The organism is Catellatospora vulcania, from assembly GCF_009720385.1.
GTDB lineage: Bacteria > Actinomycetota > Actinomycetes > Mycobacteriales > Micromonosporaceae > Catellatospora > Catellatospora vulcania.
In genome coordinates, this window is the sequence record NZ_WARX01000001.1 from 1,116,267 (window position 1) to 1,139,760 (window position 23,494).

General features: G+C 72.9%; 22 protein-coding genes. 4 read left to right on the forward strand and 18 right to left on the reverse strand.

The window, feature by feature from the left end:
* Window positions 1-145 precede the first annotated feature (145 nt).
* The 4 genes from F6W97_RS24360 to F6W97_RS24375 all read right to left on the reverse strand — a co-directional run bounded on the left by F6W97_RS24360 (window position 146) and on the right by F6W97_RS24375 (window position 6,377).
* On the reverse strand, window positions 146-3,016 hold the full coding sequence (locus F6W97_RS24360; RefSeq protein WP_155372713.1) for an AfsR/SARP family transcriptional regulator: 2,871 nt from the start codon (window positions 3,014-3,016) through the stop codon (window positions 146-148).
* Between the two features lie 96 nt (window positions 3,017-3,112).
* Window positions 3,113-4,297: an ABC transporter permease gene (locus F6W97_RS24365; RefSeq protein WP_155372714.1), complete on the reverse strand. Its 1,185-nt coding sequence runs from the start codon at window positions 4,295-4,297 to the stop codon at window positions 3,113-3,115.
* Window positions 4,294-5,043: an ABC transporter ATP-binding protein gene (locus F6W97_RS24370; RefSeq protein WP_155372715.1), complete on the reverse strand. Its 750-nt coding sequence runs from the start codon at window positions 5,041-5,043 to the stop codon at window positions 4,294-4,296. Before F6W97_RS24370 ends, F6W97_RS24365 begins: the two co-directional genes overlap by 4 nt.
* On the reverse strand, window positions 5,040-6,377 hold the full coding sequence (locus F6W97_RS24375; RefSeq protein WP_230686921.1) for an efflux RND transporter periplasmic adaptor subunit: 1,338 nt from the start codon (window positions 6,375-6,377) through the stop codon (window positions 5,040-5,042). Before F6W97_RS24375 ends, F6W97_RS24370 begins: the two co-directional genes overlap by 4 nt.
* 92 nt (window positions 6,378-6,469) lie before the next feature.
* Here F6W97_RS24375 and F6W97_RS24380 point away from each other — a divergent pair, with 92 nt between their 5' ends.
* Both F6W97_RS24380 and F6W97_RS24385 read left to right on the forward strand, forming a co-directional pair.
* Entirely contained in the window at window positions 6,470-7,588 is a 1,119-nt protein-coding gene (locus F6W97_RS24380) for an AI-2E family transporter (RefSeq protein WP_155372716.1), read from the forward strand.
* Window positions 7,589-7,652: 64 nt separating this feature from the next.
* A complete protein-coding gene (locus F6W97_RS24385; RefSeq protein ID WP_155372717.1) occupies window positions 7,653-8,207 on the forward strand; it encodes a hypothetical protein in 555 nt (184 codons plus the stop codon).
* Window positions 8,208-8,304: 97 nt separating this feature from the next.
* Here the strand turns inward: F6W97_RS24385 and F6W97_RS24390 are convergent, their stop codons facing one another.
* The 11 genes from F6W97_RS24390 to sigK form a co-directional block, all read right to left on the reverse strand.
* A complete protein-coding gene (locus tag F6W97_RS24390) occupies window positions 8,305-10,353 on the reverse strand; it encodes an Hsp70 family protein (RefSeq protein ID WP_155372718.1) in 2,049 nt (682 codons plus the stop codon).
* A gap of 146 nt (window positions 10,354-10,499) precedes the next feature.
* Entirely contained in the window at window positions 10,500-11,192 is a 693-nt protein-coding gene (locus tag F6W97_RS24395; protein WP_155372719.1) for a hypothetical protein, read from the reverse strand.
* Window positions 11,193-11,272: 80 nt separating this feature from the next.
* Window positions 11,273-11,983 carry a hypothetical protein gene (locus F6W97_RS24400; protein WP_155372720.1) on the reverse strand — a complete coding sequence of 237 codons (711 nt, stop codon included), beginning with the start codon at window positions 11,981-11,983 and terminating at the stop codon, window positions 11,273-11,275.
* Between the two features lie 120 nt (window positions 11,984-12,103).
* Window positions 12,104-12,637, reverse strand: a complete 534-nt coding sequence (locus tag F6W97_RS24405; RefSeq protein WP_155372721.1) for a hypothetical protein — start codon at window positions 12,635-12,637, stop codon at window positions 12,104-12,106.
* Window positions 12,634-13,317, reverse strand: a complete 684-nt coding sequence (locus F6W97_RS24410; protein ID WP_155372722.1) for a response regulator — start codon at window positions 13,315-13,317, stop codon at window positions 12,634-12,636. The genes F6W97_RS24405 and F6W97_RS24410 overlap by 4 nt, the downstream gene beginning before the upstream one ends.
* Window positions 13,314-14,438: a sensor histidine kinase gene (locus F6W97_RS24415; protein WP_155372723.1), complete on the reverse strand. Its 1,125-nt coding sequence runs from the start codon at window positions 14,436-14,438 to the stop codon at window positions 13,314-13,316. Before F6W97_RS24415 ends, F6W97_RS24410 begins: the two co-directional genes overlap by 4 nt.
* Before the next feature lie 154 nt (window positions 14,439-14,592).
* Window positions 14,593-15,012, reverse strand: coding sequence for an ACT domain-containing protein (locus F6W97_RS24420; protein WP_230686922.1), 420 nt, complete (start codon window positions 15,010-15,012; stop codon window positions 14,593-14,595).
* 22 nt (window positions 15,013-15,034) lie between these two features.
* Window positions 15,035-16,651, reverse strand: a complete 1,617-nt coding sequence (locus F6W97_RS24425) for a molybdopterin-dependent oxidoreductase (RefSeq protein ID WP_155372724.1) — start codon at window positions 16,649-16,651, stop codon at window positions 15,035-15,037.
* A gap of 103 nt (window positions 16,652-16,754) precedes the next feature.
* Window positions 16,755-17,408 (reverse strand): fasciclin domain-containing protein, encoded by a 654-nt coding sequence (locus F6W97_RS24430; protein WP_155372725.1) that lies wholly within the window; start codon window positions 17,406-17,408, stop codon window positions 16,755-16,757.
* A 99-nt stretch (window positions 17,409-17,507) separates the two neighbouring features.
* Window positions 17,508-18,248 (reverse strand): anti-sigma factor, encoded by a 741-nt coding sequence (locus F6W97_RS24435; protein WP_155372726.1) that lies wholly within the window; start codon window positions 18,246-18,248, stop codon window positions 17,508-17,510.
* A 55-nt stretch (window positions 18,249-18,303) separates the two neighbouring features.
* Complete coding sequence (gene sigK, locus F6W97_RS24440; protein WP_155372727.1) at window positions 18,304-18,921, reverse strand: ECF RNA polymerase sigma factor SigK; 618 nt, start codon at window positions 18,919-18,921, stop codon at window positions 18,304-18,306.
* Between the two features lie 279 nt (window positions 18,922-19,200).
* Between sigK and F6W97_RS24445 the strand changes: the two genes are divergently transcribed.
* A complete protein-coding gene (locus F6W97_RS24445) occupies window positions 19,201-19,761 on the forward strand; it encodes a TetR/AcrR family transcriptional regulator (RefSeq protein ID WP_155372728.1) in 561 nt (186 codons plus the stop codon).
* A 27-nt stretch (window positions 19,762-19,788) separates the two neighbouring features.
* Window positions 19,789-21,300, forward strand: coding sequence for an MFS transporter (locus F6W97_RS24450; protein WP_155372729.1), 1,512 nt, complete (start codon window positions 19,789-19,791; stop codon window positions 21,298-21,300).
* 115 nt (window positions 21,301-21,415) lie between these two features.
* Here F6W97_RS24450 and F6W97_RS24455 read toward each other — a convergent pair whose 3' ends face one another.
* The 3 genes from F6W97_RS24455 to F6W97_RS24465 all read right to left on the reverse strand — a co-directional run bounded on the left by F6W97_RS24455 (window position 21,416) and on the right by F6W97_RS24465 (window position 23,461).
* Window positions 21,416-22,096 (reverse strand): M23 family metallopeptidase, encoded by a 681-nt coding sequence (locus F6W97_RS24455; protein ID WP_155372730.1) that lies wholly within the window; start codon window positions 22,094-22,096, stop codon window positions 21,416-21,418.
* A 190-nt stretch (window positions 22,097-22,286) separates the two neighbouring features.
* Window positions 22,287-22,733 carry an RDD family protein gene (locus tag F6W97_RS24460; RefSeq protein ID WP_155372731.1) on the reverse strand — a complete coding sequence of 149 codons (447 nt, stop codon included), beginning with the start codon at window positions 22,731-22,733 and terminating at the stop codon, window positions 22,287-22,289.
* Window positions 22,730-23,461, reverse strand: coding sequence for a hypothetical protein (locus tag F6W97_RS24465; RefSeq protein ID WP_155372732.1), 732 nt, complete (start codon window positions 23,459-23,461; stop codon window positions 22,730-22,732). Before F6W97_RS24465 ends, F6W97_RS24460 begins: the two co-directional genes overlap by 4 nt.
* Window positions 23,462-23,494 lie beyond the last annotated feature (33 nt).

The window sequence follows — 23,494 nt, forward strand, 5'->3', positions numbered from 1 at the left end:
CGCGGTTCACACAGTCGGATCGGTCAATATATCTGCCGCTGTATGCGCCGCCGCCTACAGTGTGCTGATCGCGGCCCGGGTACGGGGGTGCGGTCGCGGGGAAGCGGTGATGGCCCGACCATCCCACGCTGGCAGCGCGAGCTGCCTACGGAGGGTGTGGGAGGGTCGGGTCAGCACCGGTGAGAAACGTCTCCATCGGCTGCTCGTCCGGGGCGCCGTACAGGTCGAACAGCCCGGTCGCCGTGTTGCGGCTGTGCGCGGCCGCCGCGTGGTCGCCGAGCGCCGCCTGCACCTTGCCCAGATGGCGCAGGGCCGAGCCCCGGCGGACGGGGTCGTTGATCTCGATCGCCCGCTGCAGCGCTTCGGCGGCGTCGGCGTGGGCCAGCTCGGGCCGTCGCGCCCGCAGGAGAATCTCGGCCCGGCACAGCTTCATGTCCAGCCAGTGCGCGTGATCGTGCAGCGCGGCCGACAGCGCCACGCTGCGGGTGCAGTAGTGGATCGCCGGTCGGACCCTGCCGAGCTGCGCGTACAGCACCCCGAGTTGGCCCAGCGCCATCATGCGGTGCGTGGTCGCGGCACCGGTGCCGATGAGACGCAGGCTGCGCCGGACGGACAGGACGGCCTCCTCGAAGCGCCGCAACCCGGCGAGCGCCTCGGCGGCGTTGGTGATCACGATCGACTGCAGGCGTGCGTCGCCGGTGGCCTCCAGCGCTTCGCGGCTCATGTCGTACCAGCGCAGTGCCTCATCGAACTGCCCGATGCGTCCGTTGAGGATGCCCAGGCCGTTGGCCGCGGCGGCGACGCCGTCCAGGTCGCCGAGCGACTGCCAGGCGGCGAGCGCACGCATCAGGCCGACCCGGGACTCGTCGTAGCGGCGCTGGTAGTAGCGGGCCTGGCCGAGCGAGTTGTGGGCGATCGGCTCGGCGGCGAGGTCGTCGGGGGTGCGCAGGCGGAGCGCGGTCTCGGCCAGCCGGATGAACCCGTCGGTGTCGCGGCGCAGCGCGTAGTTGCTCGTGGCGCGCAGCAGCTGCGTCGGGTAGCGGCGAGCCGTGCCGGTGGCCTCGCCGGCCTGCTCGGCGGCGGCGAACGCGCACACCAGCTCCGCGTCGAGCCAGCGGCGGGCGTCCTGCGTCGTCGAGAGCTCGACCAGGTCGGTGCCCTCCGGACCGGTCAGCGCCGGATCGATGGGCCGGGCCACGCCGGCGAAGTGCTGCACCGCCCGGCGGGCCGTGCCCACGTAGTACACGAGCAGGCGGCGCAGCGCCTCGGCGCGCCAGGACGGTGAGTCCTCGGCCAGCGCGCACTCCGCGGCGTACAGCCGCAGCAGGTCGTGCAGCCGGAAGCGGCCGGCGTCGACCTCGACCATGCGCGCGTCGACGAGCCGGTCCAGCGCCGACGCGGCGGCCGACCGCGAGTCGCCCAGCAGCGCGGCCATCGCCGCGACGCTCAGGTGCGGCACGCGGGCCAGGCCCGCCAGCCGGAACGCGCGCGCGGCCGCCGGGTCGAGGGCGTGGTAGCTGGCCTGGAAGCAGGACCGGATCGCCATGTCGTCGGTGTGCAGCTCGTCGAGGCGGTGGCGCTCGTCGACCAGCCGGTCCACCAGGTCCTGCGCCGACCAGTCCGGGCGGGCGGCGAGCCGGGCGGCGGCGATGCGCAACGCGAGCGGGAGCCGGTCGCACATGGCCACCAGCCGCTGCGCGGCGGCCGCGTCGTCGGGGCGGCCCAGCATACGCAGCGCGTCCTGCTCGCCCAGCACGTCGAGGGCGAGCAGCGTCCCGCCGTCGAGCGAGGTCAGCGCGCGGCGGCTGGTCACCAGCACGAGGCTGTTCCCGGTGCCCGGCAGCAGCGTGCGGACCTGCGCGGCGTCGACGGCGTTGTCCAGCACGACCAGCATGTGGCGATCGGCCAGCAGGGTGCGGTACAGGTTGGTGGCCTCGGCCGCCTCGGCGGGCACGTCCGCGTCGCCCACGCCCAGCGCGCGGAGGAACCGGCCGAGCACGTCCGCGGGCGGGAGCGGGGTCAGCCGTGGATTGGATCCCTGCAGGTCGAGGTAGAGCTGACCGTCCGGGTAGCGGTCCTGCAGCTGATGGGCGAGCCGGATCACCAGGGCGGACTTGCCGACGCCACCGGGGCCGTGGATGTTGCGCACCGGCGCGGTGGACGCGGCGAGCGCGGCCAGCTCGCCGTCGCGTCCGATGAGGGGCGTGAGGTCGGGCGGCAGCTGCCGCGGCACGACCTCGGGCGTGGGCGAGGTGCGCACCAGTGCCGGATCGCGCCGCAGGATCGCCGCCTGCAGCTGGCGCAGCCGGGTGCCGGGCTCCAGGCCCAGCTCGTCACCGAGGGCCTGACGCGCCTGCTGGTAGACGTCGAGCGCGGCGGCGGCGTCGCCGGCCGCGTACAGCACGCGCATGAGCTGGTCGTAGGCGCGCTCGCGGGTGGGGTGCACGGCGATGTGCTCCCGGATGGGGGCGAGCAGGGTGGCGCCGTCGCCGACGAGCAGCCGGGCCTCGAACAGGTCCTCGGTGTGCACGGTGCGCAGGTCGTCGAGCGCGGAGGCGCGGGCGGCCAGGGTGGGTCCGACCGGGATGTCGGCCAGTGCCGCACCGCGCCAGCAGGACAGCGCCTGGCCGAGGCGGCGTACCGCCTCGTGGTGGCGGCCCTCGGCCAGTGCCGCCGACCCTGCCGCGGCGTGTGACTGCCACAGTTCGACGTCGCACTCGCCGGGTGCCACCTGTAGCCGGTAGCCGCCGGGCGTGGTGACCAGCCGTTCGGGCTCGATGCCGGCGGCGGCGAGGGCGCGGCGCAGCGTCGAGGCGTACGAGCGCAGGTTGGCGACCGCAGAGCGGGGCGGCTCGTCGCCCCACAACTCGTCGGTGAGCCGGTCCAGGGTGACCGTGCGGTCGCCGTCGAGCAGCAGCACCGCCAGCATGCAGCGGATCTTGGGTACGTTCAGGCCGGTCACACGTTCGCCACCGCCCAGAGCCAGCGGCCCCAGCAGGCGGAACAGGACCGGCATGCGATCTTCACTCCCCGTGGTGCTCCGGTGGACGCCGAACAGATTACGAACCGGTCACCCTACCGGCCCGCCCCTTCCCGCCAGTCGGTATGCGGCTCAGTCGGTGCGCAGCGCGACGACCGGGTCGAGCCTGCCGGCGCGCTGCGCGGGCACCACCCCGAACACGATGCCGACGGCGCACGAGACGCCGAACGCCAGCGCGATCGACCACCAGGTCAGCGCGGCGGGCACGGGGCTCAGCGCGGCCGTGGCCAGCGAAGCCCCCACGCCGAACGCGATGCCGAGCAGGCCGCCGATGGTGGTCAGCAGCACCGCCTCCAGCAGGAACTGCAGGCCGATGTCGCGCGGGCGCGCGCCCAGCGCCATGCGCAGCCCGATCTCGCGGGTGCGTTCGCGCACCGAGACCAGCATGATGTTGGACACGCCGACCCCGCCGACCAGCAGCGAGATGCCCGCGATCGCGGCGAGCACGGCGGTCAGCACGCCCAGGATGTCGCCGAGCACGCCGAGGATCTGCTCCTGCGTGACGGCGCTGAACTCCTCGTCGGGGTGGCGGCGCTGCAGTTCGGCCACGATGTCGCGGCCCAGCCGGTCGATGGTCTCGGCGTCGGGCGCCTTGACCGCGAACGCGTCCACCCGTTTCGTCGCCAGCAGCCGCTGCGCCGTGGACAGCGGGATGTGCACCTCGTTGTCGCGGTCCACACCCAGGCTCTGCCCCAGCGGGGCGAACACGCCGATCACCCGGAACCGCACCCCGGCGATGGTGACCTGCTGCCCGACCGGGTCGCGCTCGCCGAACAGGGTCCTGGCCACGGAGCTGCCGAGCACCGCGACGCGGCGTCCGGTCTCCACGTCGGTGCGGGTCAGGTACGCCCCGGCGCGCACGTCGCGCAGGAACACCTTCGGCGTCGTCTCCAGCACCCCGAGCAGGCTGGTGAACACCTGCTCCTTGCCCGCGCGCACGTTCTCGCCGGAGGTCAGCGACACGGCGACCCGGTCGCGGTCACCGGCGACGCGGATGACCGCATCCAGATCGGACTGGTCCAGCCGCGACACCGCCGGGGCGGCGTTGAGGCTGACCTGGCCCGGCACGACCAGCAGCAGGTTCGAGCCCAGCCCTTCGACCTGCGCCTGCACCTCGTTCTTGGTGCCGGTGCCCAGCGCCACCAGGATCACCACCGCGCCGACGCCGATCACCATGCCCAGCATGGTCAGCCCGCTGCGCAGCCGGTTGGCCCGCAGCGCGTCCAGCGCCACCCGCCACGCCTCCGCCAGCCTCATCGCGGCACCTCCCCGGAGGCGTCGCCGGTCACCGGGCCGGTGCCGGCACCGTCGGCCGCGGCGCTGTCGTCGACGATCCGGCCGTCGCGCATGGTGATCTGGCGGCGGGCCCGCTCGGCGACCTCCCGGTCGTGCGTCACCAGCACCACCGCCACGCCCTCGGCCGTGTTGAGCTGCTCCAGCAGTTCCAGCACGGCTGCGCCGGTGGCCTGGTCGAGGTTGCCGGTCGGTTCGTCGGCCAGCAGCACCGCCGGTTCGGTGACCAGCGCCCGCGCGATCGCCACGCGCTGCTGCTCGCCGCCGGAGAGCTGATTGGGCTTGTGCCCGATGCGGTGGGACAGGCCGACCCGCTCCAGCATCAGCGCGGCCCGCTCCCGGCGCTCGCGGGCGCCCTGCCCCCGGTAGACCAGCGGCAGCGCCACGTTGTCCAGCGCACTGGTGCGCGACAGCAGATGGAACGACTGGAACACGAACCCGATGGTGGCGTTGCGCAGGTGCGCCATCTCCGCCGGGGTCAGCCCCGCCACGTCGCGCCCGCCGATACGCAGCCGCCCCGACGTCGGCTGGTCCAGGCCGCCGAGCAGGTGCATCAGCGTGGACTTGCCCGAGCCCGACGGCCCGACGACGGCGACGTGCTCGCCGTGGGCGATGGTCAGGCTCACCCCACGCAGCGCCGACACGCTCACCCCGTCCAGGGCGTACGTGCGCGCCACGTCGATCGCCTCGATCGCGGCGTCGCCGGTCATGGCAGGTCCGTGCCTTCGGTGACCCGGTCCACGCCGCGCACCACGATCCGCTCGCCCTCGGCCAGCCCGTCGGTGATCTGCAAGGTGTCCATCCCGGATGCGCCGACCACGACGGTGCGCCGCTGCGCCTTGCCGTCCGGGCCGCGCACCCAGACGCTGTCGCGGCCGTCGCCGGTGAACACGGCCGCGGCGGGCACCGCGATCACGCCGGCCTCCTCGCGTACCTTCAGCCGGGCCACCGCGCTCATGCCCGGCCGCGGCGTCGGCGCGCCCGACGGCGTCTCCAGCGTCAGGTGCACCCGGTACGCGACCGCGCCGCGGCTGTTCGGCGTCGGCAGCACGTCGACGGCGCCGACCCGGGCCGGATACAACACGCCGGGCGCGGCGTCGAGCTCCACCTCGGCGGCGATCCCGGTGCGCACCAACAGGATGTCGGTCTCGTCGACGTCGGCGACGATGCCGAGCACGCTCGTGTCGACCACGGTGACGAGCGCGGTGCCGGCGGCGACCGGAGCGCCGACGGCCGGCGCCGAGGCCACCCCGGCGGGCGCGGCGACGGGGCCGGACACCCCGGCCGGCACCCCCGTGCCCATGCCGCCCAGCAGGCTGCTCAGATCCGGGGCGGCCGCCGCGGACGAGGTGCCGCCCAGCTGCACCACCCCGGCGATGGGGGCGCGCAGGGTCAGCGCGTCCACGCTCGCCTTCGCCAGGTCGTACGCCTGCTGCGCCTGCAGGCGCTGCGCCGAGCCGAGCGCCTGCATGGCCGAGCCGAGGCTCGCCACGCCGCGCTGCACCGCGTCGGCGGCCGCGCCGACCCCGGCCGAAGCCTGCCGGTAGCCCGCCTCCGCGGCGGTGATGTGCGCGAGCAGCGCATCCCTGGTCGACGGGTCGGACACCTGCTCGGCGGCGTCCCGCGCGTGGTCGAACGCCTCGCGGGCCGAACGGTCCAGCTTGCGCCGCGCGGCGGACAGGTCGACGCGAACCCCGCCGCCACCGGAGCGCTTCGAGGCGTCCAGCGCCTGCTTGGCCTGGCGCAGCCGGGTACGGGTGGCGGGGGAGTCGACGACGGCCAGCAGCTGGCCCTTGGCGACCTGCTGGCCGGGTGTGACGGCGAGCCTGGCCAGGGTGCCCTCGGCGGGTGCGGTCACGGTCGCGGCGGCGCGCGCGGTGACCGAGGCGGGGGCGTCGACGACCTCGCTGACGGTGGACCTGCCGACCTCGGCGACAGTCACGTCGACACTGTCCTCACAGGACGCCGCGGTCAGCGAGGTCAGCAGGAGCACGGTGCCGATGGCGAGCGCGGGTCGTACGGTGCTGCGAAGAGGGGTGCGCACCTGGCGCAGCCTATCCACGACGGTCCACCCGTGGCCATCCGGGCGCTGCCGCGACACCGGCCGGTGTGGCACGCTCTTGCCGGAGGTGCGTGATGAGCGAGCAGGAAACGGCCCAGGACACCGGGAAGCCGGCCCCGGCACAGCGGCGGCCGGAAGTGGATCCGGACACCCCGGACGCGCAGGCAGCCCGCCGCAACCGGCACGTGTTCGTCGTCGGATTCCTGGGCGGGCTCGGCCTGATGTGTGCCGTCATCCTGACCTGGGCGGTGCGCGAGACGCTGTCGGTGCTGCTGCTGATGCTCGCCGCGCTGTTCCTGGCGATCGGCCTGCACCCGGCGGTGGCGTGGCTGCAGCGGCGAGGGCTGCCCCGCGGCCTCGCGGTCGCGATCGTGGTGCTGGGCGTGGTGCTGGTGGGCTGCGGCGGGCTCGGCGCGCTGGCCCCGCCGCTGATCACGCAGACCGGCGAGCTGGTCACGAACCTGCCCACCTACCTCGACGACATCAACAAGAATCCGCAGGTCGCCGACTTCAGCGAGCGCTACCACCTGATCGACCGGCTCAAGGAGGCCGTCACCAACGAGAACATCACCAAGGCGCTCGGCGGGGCGCTGGGCGGGGTGCGGGCCGTGTTCGGCGCGATCTTCAACGTGCTGACCGTGTTCGTGCTCACCATCTACTTCCTGGCCGCGTGGACCCGGCTCAAGGCGGGCTTCTACAAGCTGTTCCCGGCCTCGCGCCGCGACACCGCCCGCGAGATCGGCGACGAGATCTTCGAGAAGATCGGGGCCTACCTGCTCGGCTCGCTGGCCATCGCGTTCGTCGCCGGGGTGAGCACGTTCGTGTTCCTGCTGATCGTCGGGGTGTCGTACGCGTTCGCGCTGGCGATGGTGGTCGCGGTGTGCGACCTGATCCCGCAGATCGGCGCGACGCTGGGCGCGGTCGTCGTGGTCATCGCCGGGTTCGCGCACTCGCCGACGGCCGGCATCGCGTGCGTCGTCTTCTTCATCGTGTACCAGCAGCTGGAGAACTGGATCATCGCGCCGCGCGTGCTGAAGCGCTCGGTCGACGTGTCCGACCTGGCCGTGATCCTGTCCGCGTTGATCGGCGCGGTGCTGCTGGGCGCACTCGGCGCGCTGATCGCGATCCCGGTCGTCGCCGCCGTGCAACTGACCATGCGGAAGATCGCGATGCCGCACCTGGACCGCATCTGAGGCGGGCGCGGCGGACGGGAGTCCGACACACCGCTGCGGCCAGGCATGCGGTATGACTGTCGGCATGCAACCCGACGGCATCCTCCCCTCCGCCGCGTCCACAGTCGACGGTGCGGATCCGCTGGCCAAGCTGATCGATTCGGCGCGCGGCTGGCACGGCATACAACTCGGCGTGCTCGGTTTCATCGGTTTCTGCGGCGTGCTGAAGATGGGCGCGGAAGCGCCCGGCCCCGCCTGGCTGCAGTGGCTGGCCACCGGCGGCACCGTCGGCGCGTTCGTCATGGCGCTGTGGTCGATCGTCACGGTCGGCAAGGTGGCCTGGCCGGTCGCCGACCCCACCGCGCCCGCCGACCCCGCCGAGATGGGCGGTCAGCTGCGCTCCGGCATCCGCACCACCATCGTCTCGGTGGCGCTGATGGCGTTCGCGGGCCTGTCCGCCTGGTGGCCCACCGAGCAGGCCCCGTCGGTCGAGGTCAGCCTCGGCAACGGCAGCAAGGCCTGCGGCCAGGTCGCCGAGGGCGCTCCCGCGGGCGCCATGTGGCTCAACACCGCCACCGGCGAAACCCTGGAAGTCCACCTCACCACCGTCGCCAACCTCCGCCCCGTCGCCTCCTGCTGACCCCGCCGCCCCTTTCCGCAACTCTTAAAGACTTGCGCCGTCCACAGCTCGGTGAGGGCGCAGGTCTTTAAGAGTTGCCGCAGGGCGGTGGTGGGGGTCAGACTTGCCAGACGTCGACGCAGGTGGTGTCTTCGGCGGACCAGCGGGCCAGCAGGTGGTGGCCGTCGGCGCTGAAGGCGGTACGCACTGAGCGGGCCGTGGCGATGTCGGTGCGGAACACCTCCTCGTCCGTGCCGGACTCGTGCAGCCAGACGGCGGTGCCCGCAGTGCCGGCGCGCAGCCGCCCGTCGGGGCTGTCGCACTGCGGCGCGAAGCCGTCGTACGGGCTGTGCTCGGTGTAGCCGTCATAGCGGCGGTGCAGGTCCTCGCCGACCATCTCCTCGACGACCGTGCCGGTGCCCAGGTCCCACATGGTCGCCACGTCGCGCACGTACCGTCCGACGTGGACCTTGCGGTCGGCTTCGGCGATCAGCCGCCACTGGCCCTCGTGCACCAGCACCTTCACCGGCCGGTTGTTCGACGCGGCCTTGAAACTGCTGGTCAGGTGCCCGCTGGCGACGTCCCACACGGAGAACTGCCCGTCCGGGTTCCAGGTCACCAGGGCCAGCCGCCCGCCGGGGCCGACGAACACCTTGCCGGTGCCGTCGCCGAGTCCCTGCTTCGGGCGCACCTCGTTGACGACAGCCCCGGTGGCGATGGAGCGCATCCGCACGTACGCCCCGGAGCGCTCGCACTCGACCAGCAGCTCGTGGTCGGGGGTGAGCAGCCAGTCCCCGGCGACGCGCATCCGGTGGCGTTTGGCGGCCCGGTCGCCGCTGATCAGCTTCGCCGACCGCGTCACGGCCGCGACGGAGTCCGAGGTCAGGAACGCTCCGGCGGCGACGCGGTGCTCCATGAGGATGCCTTCGCGTTGCGCGGTCAGGTCGTACACCCGGTCGTCGACGGTGCGCACCTGGGCCAGCGCCACCCCGGGGCCGTACTGTTCACCCTGGGCGACCAGCCAGCGCACCAGGCGGGCCCGGCCGTCGGGCAGGTCCCAGCTCAGCGGTTCCATCCGCCACGCCGGGGTGTTGGCCGGCACCCGGCGCGCGGCGACCCGGCCGGCCCAGCGGGCCGCGCCGCGGATCACCGCGTACTCCGGTTCGGTCGGGTGCCGCACCGGGCGGCCCAGCTCGGCGCGCAGCACCGCACGGGCCGCGGGCAGCCGTGACGCGCCGCCGACCAGCAGCACGCCGCCGACATCGCTCAGGCTGAACCCGGACCGGGCCACCACCGCGCGGCAGCTCGCGACGAGCCAGCGCAGCGCCGGCTCGGCCAGCCGGTCCAGGCCGCTCCGGTTCAGCCGGTACGGCGGGGCGTGCGGGGTCATCCGGTCCACGACCTCGTCGGTCTCGGCGAGCCGGTGCTTGACCGAGCGGACGAAGTCGCCCGCCGCGTACCGGGCGTGCAGCCCCGTGTCGCCGCCGGACTGCAGGGCCGGGGCCAGCCAGTCGTGCAGCGCCGCCCGCAGGTCGTTGACGAGCAGCAGGTCGAAGTCCTGGCCGCTGCCCGAGGTCTCGTGTGCCAGCACGTCGGGGCGCTCGCCGTGCATCCGGGCCAGCGACACCGTCCACGACGCGCCCAGGTCGCAGACCAGCACCAGCGCGCCGTCAGGCTGGTCGCCGTGGGTGTAGGGGTCCATGACCGCGGCGGCGGCGTCGCCGACCAGTTCCACGTCGGGGAAACCGGCGTCGGCGGCCAGCGCGATGAGCAGGCTGCGGCGCGCGTCGTGCGGGGCGTACGCGGCGGGCACGGTCAGCGCCAGCCGGTCGATGGTGACGCCGAACCGGCGCTCGGCCTCGATACGTAGCGTGCGCAGGTACGCGGCCAGCACCTCCTGGCCTGAGGCCTGCCGGTCGCCCAGCCGGACCGGCTCGCCGCTGTCGAGCGACTGCCGCGGACCGGCGGCGAACGAGCGGGGCAGCGCCTCGCGCCGGCGCACTGCGGCCGTGCCGACGAGCAGGTCGTCGCCGTCGAGGCAGACCGCCGAGGGCCAGCTGAGCGCGCCGGTCATCGGGCACGGAACGGGATGGACCTGCGGCCCGACGACGAGCGCCGCCGTGGTCTGGTACGTGCCGAAGTCGACCACCAGGAGATGCTGTGCCATAGCGGAACTCCCGAGTTTGCCTAGAAGCGACCCGAAGTGACGCCGTCGTCTGCCGCGTTGATGGTCGCCGATGCTAGTGACCGGCTGTTGCAAGCGGGTTAACCGTTCGCGTGTCGGCGTTAACGATGCGCGCCCCGGGACGCCGGTCAGGCGGTGAGGAATTCGAGCTGTTCCAGCGCGTGGGCGTACCAGCCCGCCGCCTGCGGGTCGTCGGTCGCCAGGAACGCCGCCTCCAGCCGGCCCGCGGGGACGCCGGTGCGCAGCCAGGCGCGGACCTCCCGGTGGTAGCGGTCGTCGCGGGAGGAGGTCCAGCCGAAGTCCTCGATGAGGCTGGTCAGGTGTTCAGTCGCGGCCTCGCCGGGTTCCCGCGCCCAGACCGCCAGATACGGCTCGACCGTGTGCCGGTTCTCGCCGGCGCCCTTCAGCAGCGCGGCGACCTGGAGGGGTGAGTCGTGGTCGGTGAGGATCTGCCGCATCAGCGCCAGCAGGTAGCGTTCGACGGCCGCCAGCTCGTCCGGCCCCCAGGCTGCCCCGTAGTAGCGGACGTTGCTGAGCGTCTTGGTCAGCAGGTGGCCGTCGCGCTGCTCGCCGGTGGCGAACAGCTCCAGGATGCGCGGCAGGAAGTGCCGGAGATCGGCCTCGTCGCCCCAGGTGGACATCAGTTTGAAGGTGAACCGCTCCAGGTCGGCCGCGGTGAGCCGGTGCAGCGGAATCCGTTGCAGGACCAAGGCCTCCGCCTCGTCGACGCAGTGGCCGCAGTAGTCGATCCGCTCTGCCCGCGGGTGCCGCGCGTACACGGCGTAGAGCTCCGTGACGGCGGCCTGCAGATCGGGATGCATGGCCGCGATCTTAGGCGAAACGGGAGCGCCCGCTCCTGCCGTTTCTCGCGGCTTCCGGAACGCTGCCGGAGCCGAATGGTCTACATCGGAGGGACGCGGGTCATTGCGGCGTGCGGAGTGCTCGGCGCATGCCAGTCGAGGTCCAGCACTGCGATGGCCCAGTCCAACTCGGCGCGTATGGCCGGGTCGGTGGTGGTGGCCAGGGCTGCGGTCAGTGCGGCGGTGGGCGCGCCGCTGCTGAGCCAGTCGCCGACATCGTCCAGGAAGCGCTGCCGGGCCCAGCTCGGCGGGCCGGCTTCGATGACGAACCGGGCCAGCAGCAGGACGGCGGTCGGCGACGGGTCCTCGGCCCAGTCCGCCAGGTACGGCAGGACGCTGTGGTCGTGCAGGCTGCACGCGCCGAGCACGTCCGCGACCGTGAAGACGGGGTCGGCTGCGGAGCGTGTGTGCCGCCACAGGGCCCGGTGGTAGCGCTGCAGGGCGTCGCGCTCGTCGGCGGGCCGGTCGGCGTGGTGGGCCTCGCCGAGGTTCTTGCGCAGCAGGGTGCCCTCGCGGTGCTCGCCGGTGGCGAACAGTTCCAGGATGCGGGGCAGGAAATGGCTGAAGTCGGCCTCGTCGCGCCAGCCCAGGAACAGGTGCGGGTCGAGCTGGTATGCGGTCAGCTCGCGCAGCGGGGTCGAGGCCAGCTCGGGCGCGGGCCGCCGCAGGCGCTGCTCGACACCCGGGGCGAGCGGGTGGCGGGCGAAGACGGTGTACAGCTCGGCCACTGCTGCGGCGAGTTCCGGATCCATGCCGGTGAGCGTAGGCCGGCGCGCATTTTCGATGTGCCCGCTCCTGTTCCAGGGCCTGGGGTGTAAGGAAGGGCACCTTCTACAACGCGGAGCGTTGTGAAGGTGCCCTTCCTTTCGCTCTCAGATGGGGGCGCCGGTTCTGCCCCAGGGTTTGTAGACGGACAGCACGGTGGCGACGGTCAGCACGATCACCGACGCGATGGACCCGTCCAGAACCTGCTGGGCAGGCTCGGCGAGCAATCCGGCGCGAGCGGCGTCGACGGCGTCGACCAGGGCCGGGTGGCGGGTCAGCATCGGCACCACCAGCACCGCGATGTTGAGCACGAGTTTCACGGCGACCCACCAGTGCCGGATCACGCCCCAGTGGCTGCCCACGCCCAGGATCACGCCGGTGACCAGGGCGGCCAGGCCCAGCGGCAGCATCGCGGCGTTGTCGAAGGACAGCATCAGGGCGTACGTCGTCTCGCGGGTGCCCGGGTCGGCGGAGGCCTGCGCGCTCAGCGCTATGACCAGCAGCGCGTAGGCGACGCCGAGCCAGCCGACGGACGTGACGACGTGTGCGGTGAGCAGGAAGCGGCGGGCGTTGCGGGGCAGCCGCGGCGGGCCGGGCCGGGTGCGCGGGGCGCGGCGCACAGGGGTGTCGGTGGCGGTCATGCGTCTTCTCCTGTCCAGCCGGGCCGGACCAGGCCCGACTCGTACGCCTCGACGACCAGGTGGGCGCGGTCGCGGGCGCCGAGTTTCACCATGGCCCGGCTGACGTGGGTCTTGGCGGTGGCGGGGCTGACGAACAGCCGCTCGCCGATCTCGTCGTTGGACAGCCCGGCGGCGACCAGCGCCATCACCTCGCGTTCGCGGTCGGTGAGCGCGTCGAGCGCGGCGAGCCGACCGGAGTCCTTGGGCCGCCGCGAGCGCTGGGCGTACTCGGCGATGAGCCGCCGGGTCACGCCGGGCGACAGCAGCGCGTCACCGCGGGCGACGACCCGGACGGCCTGGATCAGGTCGGCGGGTTCGGTGTCCTTGACCAGGAAGCCGCTGGCCCCGTCGCGCAGCGCGTCGAACACGTACTCGTCGAGGTCGAACGTGGTCAGGATGACGACCTTCACGTCGGCCAGCGCCGGGTCGGCGGCGATGCGGCGGGTGGCCTCGATGCCGTCCAGGCGCGGCATGCGGATGTCCATGAGCACGACGTCGGGGCGCAGGGCTGCGGTCTGGCGTACGCCGTCCTCGCCGTCGGCGGCCTCGCCCACCACGGTGATGTCGTCCTGCGCGGACAGCAGGGCCCGGAACCCGGCGCGGACCAGCGCCTGGTCGTCCACCAGCAACACGTTGATCATGAGGTTCCCCCGGTGGGCAGGACCGCGCAGACGGTGAACCCGCCCTCGGCGCGCGGGCCGATCGCGACCGTACCGCCCAGTGAGGCGACCCGCTCGCGAATGCCGGACAGCCCGTTGCCGTCGGCGGTGTCGCCGCCGCGGCCCCGGTCGGTGATGTCGAGGACCAGCTCGTCGGTGTCGTAGCCGATCGTCACCTGCGCGTTGTCGACGCCGGCGTGGCGGTGCACGTTGGTCAGCGACTCCTGCACGATCCGGTACGCGGCCAGGTCCACCGGCGTGGGCAGCTCCCGCGGCGTCCCGGTCACCCGGACGTCGACCCGCAGCCCGGCCCCGGCGAACCGCTCGACCAGCTCGTCGAGGCGGCCGATGCTCGGCGCGGGGCTGCGCGGGGCCTGCTCGTCGACGGCGCGCAGCACGCCGAGGGTGGCGCGAAGCTCGCGCAGGGTGTCGCGGCTGGCCGTCTTGATCGCGGCGAGCGCGGTGCGGGCCTGCTCCGGGTCGTCGTCGAGCAGGTGCAGCGCCACGCCGGCCTGCACGTTGATGACGGAGATGTGGTGGGCGACGACGTCGTGCACCTCGCGGGCGATGCGCAGCCGCTCGTCGCCGACGCGGCGGCGGCGCAGTTCCATCATCCGGTCCCGGTTGCTGCGGATCACCTGCGCGACGAGCAGCACGCCCGTCAGCACGGCGGCGACCGCGACCCAGTGCCAGGACAGCAGCGCCTCGTCGCGCAGCCGCCAGCCGACGAGCACGAACAGGGTGTACCCGAGCCCGGCGGTGACCCACGCCGCGGTCCGGTGCCCGAGCACCACCGCGGCGATCAGCGTGAACAGGAACGCGAGGAAGAACGGCCCCCACGGGTAGCCGAGCGTGACATAGGTGAGGGTGATGGCGGTGACCGCGCCGAGGGCGGCGTACACGTGCACGCGGGCCAGCCACATCGCCGCTGCGGACCCGGCCAGCAGCAGGTAGCCGAACCAGTCGAGCGAGCGGGGCGCGGCGATGTCGCCGTGGCTGCCGGCGACCGTCGCGGCGAAGGTGACCCCGACCATCTGGATCAGGGCGATGAGCACCGGGAAGAACCTGCGTCCCCGGACTCGTTGAGGGTGCTCCCAGGTCATGCCCACCACGCTAGGCGCGGCGGCGCCCTCCCGTCGTCGCACACCGGGAGTGACCCCGTCTACTCCCCGCGGAGTACGAAGGAAGGGCACCTTGACATCGCTATGGGTGGAGGAAGGCGCCCCGGTCAATGCCGCAGTGGCGGTGGCCTGTGGTTCAGGCGTTGACGGGGCGGGTGGCGGTGGACAGCCCGGCGAGCACGGCCATCGCCTGGTCGGCGTCGGCGCAGCCGACGAACAGGTGGTCGTGGAAGTAGCCGGCCACCACGTTGCAGCTGATGCCGACGTCGGCCAGTGCGGTGGACACGGCCGCGGTCAGCCCGACGGCGTCCAGCGCCGAGTGCACCCGCAGGGTGATCCACGCGGCGACGAAGTCGTAGGGCAGCCCGGCCGCGTCGGCCTCCGCGCGCATCACCACCAGGGTGGTGCCCTCCGGTTCGGCGACGATGACGACCGGGTGCACCCCCGGCGGGACGGCGCCCGTGACCGTGGTGAAGACGTATTCGTACGGGTGGCGCTGCGGCTGCAGCCCATGCAGCAGCGCGCCCAGGTCGCGTTCTCCGGTCACGACTGCCATCCTCTCAGCTCCTCGGGTCAACTCAGGTCACCGTGACCACGAGCGTCTGCCAACCTGTCGCGCCGTCGGGGAACGGCTCGGCCCGCTGCTCGGTCTGCACCGCGCCGGTGCCGTCGATCGCGCGTACCCGCAGCGTGTGGCTGCCGGCGGCGGTGGCGGGCCAGTCCCAGGTCCACTGCACCCAGGTGTCGGTAGACGGCACCGGCAGCAGCTTGGCCTGCTGCCACGGCGTGTCGTCGACCTGTACCTCGACCGCGCTGATGCCGCGGTGCTGCGCCCAGGCGACCCCGGCGACGGTCACCGTGCCCGCCGGGAGCTGGGCGAAGGCCTTGGGCCGGTCGATGCGGGAGGCGGTCTTGACCGGTCCCGTCGCACCCCAGCCGCGTTGCACCCAGTACGCGTCGAAGCTGCTGAACGTGGACAGCTCCAGTGCGGTGATCCATTTGGCGGCGCCGACGTAGCCGTACAGGCCTGGGGTGATCATGCGGACCGGGAAACCGTGCTCCAGTGGCAGGGGTTGGCCGTTCATGGCGATGGCGAGCATCGCGTCGCGGCCGTCGAGCACGGTGGCGACCGGGGTGCCGATGGTGATGCCGTCCGCGGCCCTGGCGACGATCTGGTCCGCGCCGGCCTGCACGCCCGCGGCGCGCAGCAGTGGGGCGAGCGGCACCCCGAGCCAGCGCGCGTTGCCGACGTAGGGTCCGCCGACCTCGTTGGACACGCAGTTGAGCGTGATGTCGCGTTGGATCAGGGGCTGTTTGAGCAGGTCGTCGAAGGTCAGTTCGACGGGTTTGTCGACCATGCCGGTGATCTGCAGGGTCCACTGGCGCGGGTCGACGCGCGGCACGGTCAGCGCGATGTCGACGCGGTAGAAATCCTGGTTGGGCGTGTAGAAGCCGGGTGTGACCAGCGGCGGCGGTCCCGGGTCGGTGGGCGCGGGCAGGGTGATCGCGTCGCGGGCGTCGTCGGCGGCCTGCGTGCCGCTGCGCCGGATGATCGCGGCGAGCCCGCCGGCGAGCGCGGTGCCGAGTGCGACCAGCCCGGCCGCGATCAGGAACGAGCGCCGCCCGGCGCGGCCGGCCGGAGTCGCGGCCGCTGGGCCGGCCGGCCCTGCGGCAGCCGGGCTGCCGCTTCCGGCAGCGGGGACGGTGTCTGACCCGGCCGGGTTCGCGGCGCCGGGCGCTTCGGGTGCCGGGGATGGGGGCGGGGGTGCGGTGGCGGCTTTCGGGGCCAGCCAGGCCAGCAGCCCGGCGGACACGGCTCCGGCGAGCAGGGCGGGCAGAGCGTCGAGCGGGCGGGCGGTGGGGCGGGTCAGCGCGGCGGCCGCGCCGACCAGGCCGAGTGCGCCGATCGCGAGCAGGGCTGCGGTGCGGTGGTGGACCGCGAGCACGCCGACGGCGGCGGCCAGTGCTGCGAGCACGATCAGGATGGTGCCGATGAGCAAGGGCTTGTCGTACGTGCCGAAGGTCGCGACCGCGTACTCCTTGACCGGGGTCGGGGTCGCGTCGATGACGGTGCCGCCGATGGCGACCAGTGGCGAGGACTCGGGCCGCACCAGTGAGGCGACGAGTTCCGCGGTGGCGATGCCGCCGGCGGCTGCCAGCAGCCCGCTGAGCGCGGGACGGATCAGGCGTCGCATGGGAGTCCCCCTCAGGGAGTCAGGAAGGGCGCCTTCCGTACGGAAAGCGGGAGCAGCCGGTGCTCGTGCCGCCGACCCGGCGGGCGCCCTTCCTGCCCGTCCGTCAGGACGGAGGCATGAGCACGCTGTCGACGAGGTAGACCACGCCGTTGCGGGTCTGGATGTTGCCGCAGACGATCATCGCGGTGTCGTTGACCTTGAATTCGGTGCCGCTGCCGGTGACCGTGATGTCCTGGCCTTCGAGGGTCTTGTGGGTGCCGGCGAGCGCGTCGGGCGCGGTCTTCCCGTCCACCACGTGGTAGGTCAGGATCTTCTTGAGCAGTTCCTTGTCGGCGAGCACCTTGTCCAGATCGGCCTTCGGGATCTTGGTGAAGGCCTCGTTGGTCGGCGCGAAGACGGTGACGGCTTCGGCGTTGTTGAGCGTGTCGCCCAGCTCACCGGCCTGGATCGCGGCGGCCAGCGTGGACAGCTGCGGGTTCGCCGCCGCCGCCGTGGCCACCGGCTGCTGGGCCATCATCTCCAGGCTGCCCGGGTTTGCCGGGTCCTTGGGGATGGTGGCGCAGGCAGGCCCGAACTCGCCGCCGGCGGTGCCGGGCATGGACGGCAGGGCCGTCGGGACCGTGGTGGGCACGGCGGTCGGCAGAGCGGTCGGCTGCGTGGTCGCCGCCGTGGTCCCGCCACCGCAGGCGCTGAGCGCCAGCGAGAGCGAGAACGCGGCGACGGCCGCGAGCGCGGTGAGCTTCCTCTTCCCGTACATGACGGTGGTTCCTTTCCTCCGGTTAAAACCTCCACCGGTGATTCGACACTGAATCCGTCATGGTTTGGAGCGATTAGCGCGATTTTTGTCGGTTTTTTTCTATTTCATGGGGATCTCGGCGATGATGGGAAGTGTGGGACTGGCCGAACCACCGGCCGGTTCCACGGTCAGGCCCATCGCGTCCGCGGCGTTGACCCCGCTGACCAGGTGCGTGGCGGTGCCCTGACCGGCGGCGAGCACCCCGGCCGAGTGCGGTGTCGTGCCCTCCATCAGCCAGAACTGGTACGCCTTCTGCGCCCCGGGCGAGTGCGTGGCCAGCAGGATGACCGCGGCGTCCTGGCTGGGCGAGGCCACCACGGTGACCTTGCCGCCACCGGCCACGTTGGAGGTGCGCACCGTCGCGTCCTGCGCGGTCAGCACCGACTGCGTACGCGCCAGCTCCTGCTGGGCCGCCAGCGTCGCGGCCCGCTCGTCCCGCAGCCGCTGCTCCTGCACCGCGAACGTCGCCCCACCGACCAGCGCCGCGACCAGCAGGCAAGCGGCCGCCGTCAGCGCCGCCGGATGCCGCCACCAGCGGGCCGGCTCCCGGCGCTGGGTCCGCACCGGCCGGGCCGGCGGGATCTGCCGGGTACGCCGCACCGCGGCGAGCACGTTGTCCCGCAGCACGGGTGGCGGCACCGACCAGGCGTCGTCGGCCAGCCGCGCCACGGTCTCGTTCAGCTCGGCCACCTCGGCCGCGCACGTCTGGCACCCGCGCAGATGCTGGATGAACGTCTCGCGCTCGGACTCGTCCAGCGCGTGCAGCACATACGGGCCCGCCAACGAGTGGATCTCGCTCATGCCGGCACCTCGCTCCGCGCGCCGCGGGCACCCGCCGGGCCGATGAATCGCTCGCTCATGCCGACACCTCCACGCCGAGGCAGTCGCGCAGCCGGATCAGGCCGTCGCGCATGCGGGTCTTCACGGTGGGCAGCCCGGCGCCCAGCAACTGGGCGACCTGCTGGTAGGTGTAACCGCCGTAGTAGGCCAGGGTGATCGCCTCACGCTGCAGGTCGGTCAACGTCTTGATGCACCGGCGCACCTGCTGGCGCTGCAGCCGGGCGGTGGCCTGCTCGACCACCTCGTCGGCGGGCGTCTGCGTCGGCTCCGGGGCCATCCGCTGCACCCGGTCCAGTGCCGCCTGCTCGGAGCGCACCCGGTCGACGGCCCGCCGGTGGGTGATGGTGAAGACCCAGCCGGTGGCCGAGCCGCGGGCCGGGTCGAAGCGGCTCGCTGTACGCCACACCTCGACCAGCGCCTCCTGCGCCACCTCCTCGGCCTGCGCCGGATCGCGCACGACGCGGCGGGCCAGGCCGTAGACGCGCGGCGCGACCAGCTCGTAGAGCCTGGTGAACGCGGCCTCGTCGCCGCGGGCCACGGCCCGCAGCAGGCTCTCGGCGTCCGTGGGCGCGGCCGGTTCCGGCACGCTGGCCAGCCGGTCGGGCCGTTGGTACGGCTGTTCGTCACCGTTCACAGTTGCGCCCCTCCGGTGCGGATCTGTTCACCCGTCACTTGCGTATCACCGATGATTCGGCGCCGACGCCGTTACGGATGGGTCCGATCGTCTACCACCTTCTGCGATCATCTCGCCTGTCCTGTCGCCGGTGCGACAGGACGGCCACCGCGAACACGTGAAAGGCGATCGTCGATCGGGTGATCCGTCTCTCAGGGGAGCGCGCCTGACCAGGTCAGCTGCGTATGGTCGGGAAACGGAACCGTACCGTTCCGCATCTCCCTTCCCCCGGAGCCTGTCATGAGCCGTGCCCGCGTGCCCGCCGGAGCGCCCCTGTGCGCCGCCGTGCGCGAGCTGCTGTGCGAGGTCGGCTACGACAAGATGACCATGGACGCGATCGCGGCCCGCGCCCACATGAGCAAGGCCACGCTCTACCGGCACTGGCCCGGCAAGCCCGACCTGGTCGCCCAGGTGCTGCGCCAACAGCAGGCCGAGGACGTCGCCCCCGCCGACACCGGCAGCCTGCGCGGCGACCTGATCGAGCTGCTCGCCGCCGCGGCCCGCTGCGTGGTCGACGAGGGTCCGCTGATCCACGCGCTGTCCTTCGCGATGCAGACCGACCCCGAACTCGCCGGCATCGTCCGCGGCCAGGTGTACCCCGAGATCCACCGGTACACCGAGGCGCTGCTGGAGCGGGCCGTGCAGCGCGGCGAGATCAAGCCGCAGCCCTACGACACGCTCTTCCCCGACCTCGTCACGGCACTGCTGATGGCAAGGCACCTCGGACACGGCCGGCCGCTCGACGACGAGTACCTGGCCCGGGTCTGCGACGAGGTCCTGCTCCCCGTCCTGGCCCGCTGAAACACCCTCCACCCGAAAGGCACCACGATGACCACCACGGTCTCCCGACCCGAGGCAGCGGAGCCCTCCGCCGCCGCCCCGAATCCGCGGCGCTGGCTCGCCCTGACGATCATCGCCATCGCGCAGCTGATGGTGGTGCTCGACGCGACCATCGTGAACATCGCCCTGCCCGCCATGCAGGGCGACCTCGGCATCACCGACGCCGAGCGGCAGTGGGTGCTCACCGCGTACACGCTGACCTTCGGTGGCCTGCTGCTGCTCGGCGGCCGCATCGCCGACTACTGGGGCCGCAAGCGCACCTTCATCGCCGGTGCGATCGGCTTCGCGGCCGCGTCCGCGCTGGGCGGCCTGGCCTGGGACGGCCTGAGCCTGTTCGCCGCGCGCGGCCTGCAGGGCGCGTTCGGCGCGCTGCTCGCCCCGGCCGGCCTGGCCCTGCTGACGGTGCTGTTCACCGACGCCAAGGAGCGCGCCAAGGCGTTCGCCGTGTACGGCGCCATCGCCGGCGGCGGCGCTGCGGTCGGCCTGCTGCTGGGCGGCGTGCTCACCGAGTACGCCGACTGGCGCTGGTGCCTGCTGGTCAACATCCCGATCGCGATCATCGCCATCGCGGCGGCGATCCCGTTCGTGCCGGAGAGCAAGGCCGAGGGCAACACCCGCTACGACATCCCCGGCGCGATCGCGGTCACCCTGGGCCTGGTCGCCCTGGTGTACGGCCTGACCAAGGCCGCCGAGCCGGAGCACGGCTGGGACTCCCCGGAGGCGCTGGCCTACATGGGCGGCGGCGTCGCGCTGCTGGTCGTGTTCGTGGTCATCCAGAAGTTCTCGAAGAACCCGCTGCTGCCGCTGCGCATCCTGCTCGACCGCAACCGTGGCGGGGCTTACCTGTCCAGCACCCTGACCGGTGCCGGCCTGATGGGCGCGTTCTTCTTCCTGACGTTCTACTTCCAGGGCGTGCTCGGCTACACCCCGATCGAGGCCGGTCTGGCCTCGCTGCCGATCTCGGCGGGCGTGTTCATCTCCGCCGGCATCGCCAGCCAGCTGCTGCCCAAGCTGGGCGCGAAGCCGCTGATGATCGCCGGTGCGGTGCTGGCCGCGGGCTCGATGCTGTTCCTCACCCAGATCGGCGTGACCACGTCGTACGCCAGCCACGTGCTGCCCGGCGCGATCGTGCTCGGCCTGGGCCTCGGCTTCACGTTCGTGCCGCTGTCCAGCCTCGCGCTGGTCGGGGTGCCGCAGCACGACGCCGGCGCGGCCAGCGCCACGCTGAACGCCACCCAGCAGGTGGGCGGCTCGCTGGGCGCGGCGCTGCTGAGCACGTTCGCGCTCAACGCGACCACGGACTACGCGGCCGAGCACCTCAAGCCGGGGATGGATCCGCAGGTGGCCGGGTTCGTGCAGGCTGAGGCGGCGGTGCACGGGTTCGCCACGGCGTTCGCGTGGGGTGGTGGGCTGCTGGTGGTGTCCGCGATCGTGATCACGGTGCTGATCAAGGTCCGCAAGTCGGATCTGCCGACGGAGGGCGCGGTCCACGTCGGCTGACGCCTGACACCCCGCTTTTTATAGACGTTGGCCTACCTGGATGAGTTCGATCGCCGAATTTCCATCCAGATAGGCCAACGTCTTTGCGTGGGTGGGGGTGGGGCGGGCCCGCGTGTCAGGCGCCCTTGGGAGGTTTGGTGGAGCAGCCGTTCTTGCGTTGCCAGGCGGCCAGCTCGGTGACGGGGGACTTGGCGGTGCCCTTGCGCCAGGCGTCGAGGTAGCGCCAGGGCCAGATCACGCCGCGGCGGATCCACCAGTCGCCGGTGCTCGCACACTCCGGCGACATGCCGAAGTGCAGGTGGCAGGCGCTGGCCAGACCGGTGCGGCCGACCTTGCCGAGCGGCTGGCCGGCTTTGACGCGTACCCCGGCACGGATCTTCGCGTCGATCGCGGAGAAGTGCGAGCCGTAGTAGCGCACGCCGTCGTCGCCGAGCAGCGACACGGACTTGCCGCCGCGGAGCGCGCCGTCGTCGGTCTTCGGGTCGTACAGGTCCACCGGCGAGATCTCCAGCACGACGCCGTCGATGGCCGCGACGATGGTCGCGCCGCACGGCGCCATGATGTCGGTCGCCTGGTAGTCGTGGTGGGTGCGCCCGTACGAGCTCTTGCCGAGCACGGGGAAGACGTGGCGCAGCGCGGCCGCGGACGGGGACGCGGCAGCCGACGGCGTGGGCGAGGCCGACGGTGGCGTGGTGGGGGCGGCGACCGGCACGAAGGCGGGCTGGGGCGTCGGCCCGGAACAGGCGGCGAGCGCGAGCGCGGTCGCCAGGCCGGCCGCTACGAGGGGGGAACGCACCCGCCGACCCTACTCCCGCGCACCGGGCGCGGCCGCCCGCGTCAGACCCGGGGCATCGGCTAACGGATGCCGGAGGCGTCCACATGGCATTCCAGCGGTCGGAAGCCCGACGGCACCCGGCCGGTCCCTGCGCTGGACCCGCCGACCCCGCCCTGCCGCGCAGCGGGGCAGGAAGGTGCCCTCGTCTCGGTCAGGGGCCGCGGTCGATGTAGCGGACCACGGTGCCGAAGAGGCGGTCGTGCCAGGCGCGGCGCTTGTCGTCGGTGAGGACGCCGATCAGGCCGATCAGCCAGAGGACGGGGATGGCCAGGCCGACGAGGGCGCGCAGCAGGGCGCGGCACAGGCCGACGTGGCGGCCGTCGGTGCGGCGTACGACGGTGCCGAAGAGCAGGGAGCCCAAGGTCTGGCCGGTCATCCACCAGCAGCCGGTGAAGTAGACGACCGGCAGGACCGCGGCGACGACCGCCGAGGCGGCCTTGAGCCAGCCGGGAGGCTCCCCGGCCAGCGCGGACCAGACCGCGGGCACGCCGGACACGGCCAGCGACGAAGCGACGGCGAGCAGGCCGGCGTCGATGGCCAGTCCTGAGAGCCGGGAGACCATGCCTGCGTACGGCGGGTGTTGGCCAGCCGCGGTCACCGCTCACCGTTCGTGTGGTGGCGGTGGAAGACCCGCCGGAACGAGGATTCGATCCGGTCGTCGGCGGTCGCGGAGGTCTCCCGCAGTTCGTCGGTGGCGTTGGCGAGCACGCCGCGGCTCTGCTCGGTGATCAGTTCCTGGAGCCGGGGGTCGCGGGTCATGTCGTCGATCACGACGGGGATGACCTTGCGTCTGATCTCGGGGATGGCGCCCTCGACGAGCCGTGGCACCACGCTGTTGATCAGGTATGGCATGAGGTTGTCCATCATCCGGGGCACGATCGACTTCTCGACCCAGGTCAGGCTCTCGTCGACGGTGTCGCGCAGCGCGACGGCCGCGGCGGCGCGGCTGGAGATCAGGGTGTCGCGGCCGCGCAGCCCGGCGGCGGTGACGACGTCGCGGGCGGTGTCGATGGGGGAGTTGACGGGCAGCGCGGCGCGGGTCGCGCCGGCGAGTCGCCGGGCCTGGCTGCGGCCGGCCTCACCGACCCGCGCTCCGGCGCGTCTGGCGAGGTCGTAGCTCTGCTGGGTGAGCCCGACGGCGATGGCGACCGGGGAGTGGGCGTCGGCGGGGGACGGCTCGACGCCGCTGGTGAGCAGGTCCTCGACGCGGGCCTGCTCCGCAGGGTCGACCGGGCGGGTGAGCCGGCGGAGTCGTTCGGCGACGAGCATCGCGGCGCCGAGGGCGAGTTCCGGCACGCCATGCCGCGCCCTCGCGGGATCGGTCATTACTTGAATTTACGGCAACCAGCTCGTAAAGCG

Excerpts from the sequence above, each read along its gene's own strand:
- F6W97_RS24390 (WP_155372718.1), bottom strand. The coding sequence starts at position 10,353 with ATGGCACAGCATCTCCTGGTGGTCGACTTCGGCACGTACCAGACCACG.
- F6W97_RS24430 (WP_155372725.1), bottom strand. The coding sequence starts at position 17,408 with ATGTACGGGAAGAGGAAGCTCACCGCGCTCGCGGCCGTCGCCGCGTTC.
- F6W97_RS24395 (WP_155372719.1), bottom strand. The coding sequence starts at position 11,192 with ATGCATCCCGATCTGCAGGCCGCCGTCACGGAGCTCTACGCCGTGTAC.
- F6W97_RS24420 (WP_230686922.1), bottom strand. The coding sequence starts at position 15,012 with ATGGCAGTCGTGACCGGAGAACGCGACCTGGGCGCGCTGCTGCATGGG.
- F6W97_RS24450 (WP_155372729.1), top strand. The coding sequence starts at position 19,789 with ATGACCACCACGGTCTCCCGACCCGAGGCAGCGGAGCCCTCCGCCGCC.
- F6W97_RS24365 (WP_155372714.1), bottom strand. The coding sequence starts at position 4,297 with ATGAGGCTGGCGGAGGCGTGGCGGGTGGCGCTGGACGCGCTGCGGGCC.
- F6W97_RS24385 (WP_155372717.1), top strand. The coding sequence starts at position 7,653 with ATGCAACCCGACGGCATCCTCCCCTCCGCCGCGTCCACAGTCGACGGT.
- F6W97_RS24445 (WP_155372728.1), top strand. The coding sequence starts at position 19,201 with ATGAGCCGTGCCCGCGTGCCCGCCGGAGCGCCCCTGTGCGCCGCCGTG.
- F6W97_RS24400 (WP_155372720.1), bottom strand. The coding sequence starts at position 11,983 with ATGGATCCGGAACTCGCCGCAGCAGTGGCCGAGCTGTACACCGTCTTC.
- F6W97_RS24360 (WP_155372713.1), bottom strand. The coding sequence starts at position 3,016 with ATGCCGGTCCTGTTCCGCCTGCTGGGGCCGCTGGCTCTGGGCGGTGGC.
- F6W97_RS24425 (WP_155372724.1), bottom strand. The coding sequence starts at position 16,651 with ATGCGACGCCTGATCCGTCCCGCGCTCAGCGGGCTGCTGGCAGCCGCC.
- F6W97_RS24405 (WP_155372721.1), bottom strand. The coding sequence starts at position 12,637 with ATGACCGCCACCGACACCCCTGTGCGCCGCGCCCCGCGCACCCGGCCC.
- F6W97_RS24370 (WP_155372715.1), bottom strand. The coding sequence starts at position 5,043 with ATGACCGGCGACGCCGCGATCGAGGCGATCGACGTGGCGCGCACGTAC.
- F6W97_RS24415 (WP_155372723.1), bottom strand. The coding sequence starts at position 14,438 with ATGACCTGGGAGCACCCTCAACGAGTCCGGGGACGCAGGTTCTTCCCG.
- F6W97_RS24465 (WP_155372732.1), bottom strand. The coding sequence starts at position 23,461 with ATGACCGATCCCGCGAGGGCGCGGCATGGCGTGCCGGAACTCGCCCTC.
- F6W97_RS24380 (WP_155372716.1), top strand. The coding sequence starts at position 6,470 with ATGAGCGAGCAGGAAACGGCCCAGGACACCGGGAAGCCGGCCCCGGCA.
- F6W97_RS24435 (WP_155372726.1), bottom strand. The coding sequence starts at position 18,248 with ATGAGCGAGATCCACTCGTTGGCGGGCCCGTATGTGCTGCACGCGCTG.
- F6W97_RS24410 (WP_155372722.1), bottom strand. The coding sequence starts at position 13,317 with ATGATCAACGTGTTGCTGGTGGACGACCAGGCGCTGGTCCGCGCCGGG.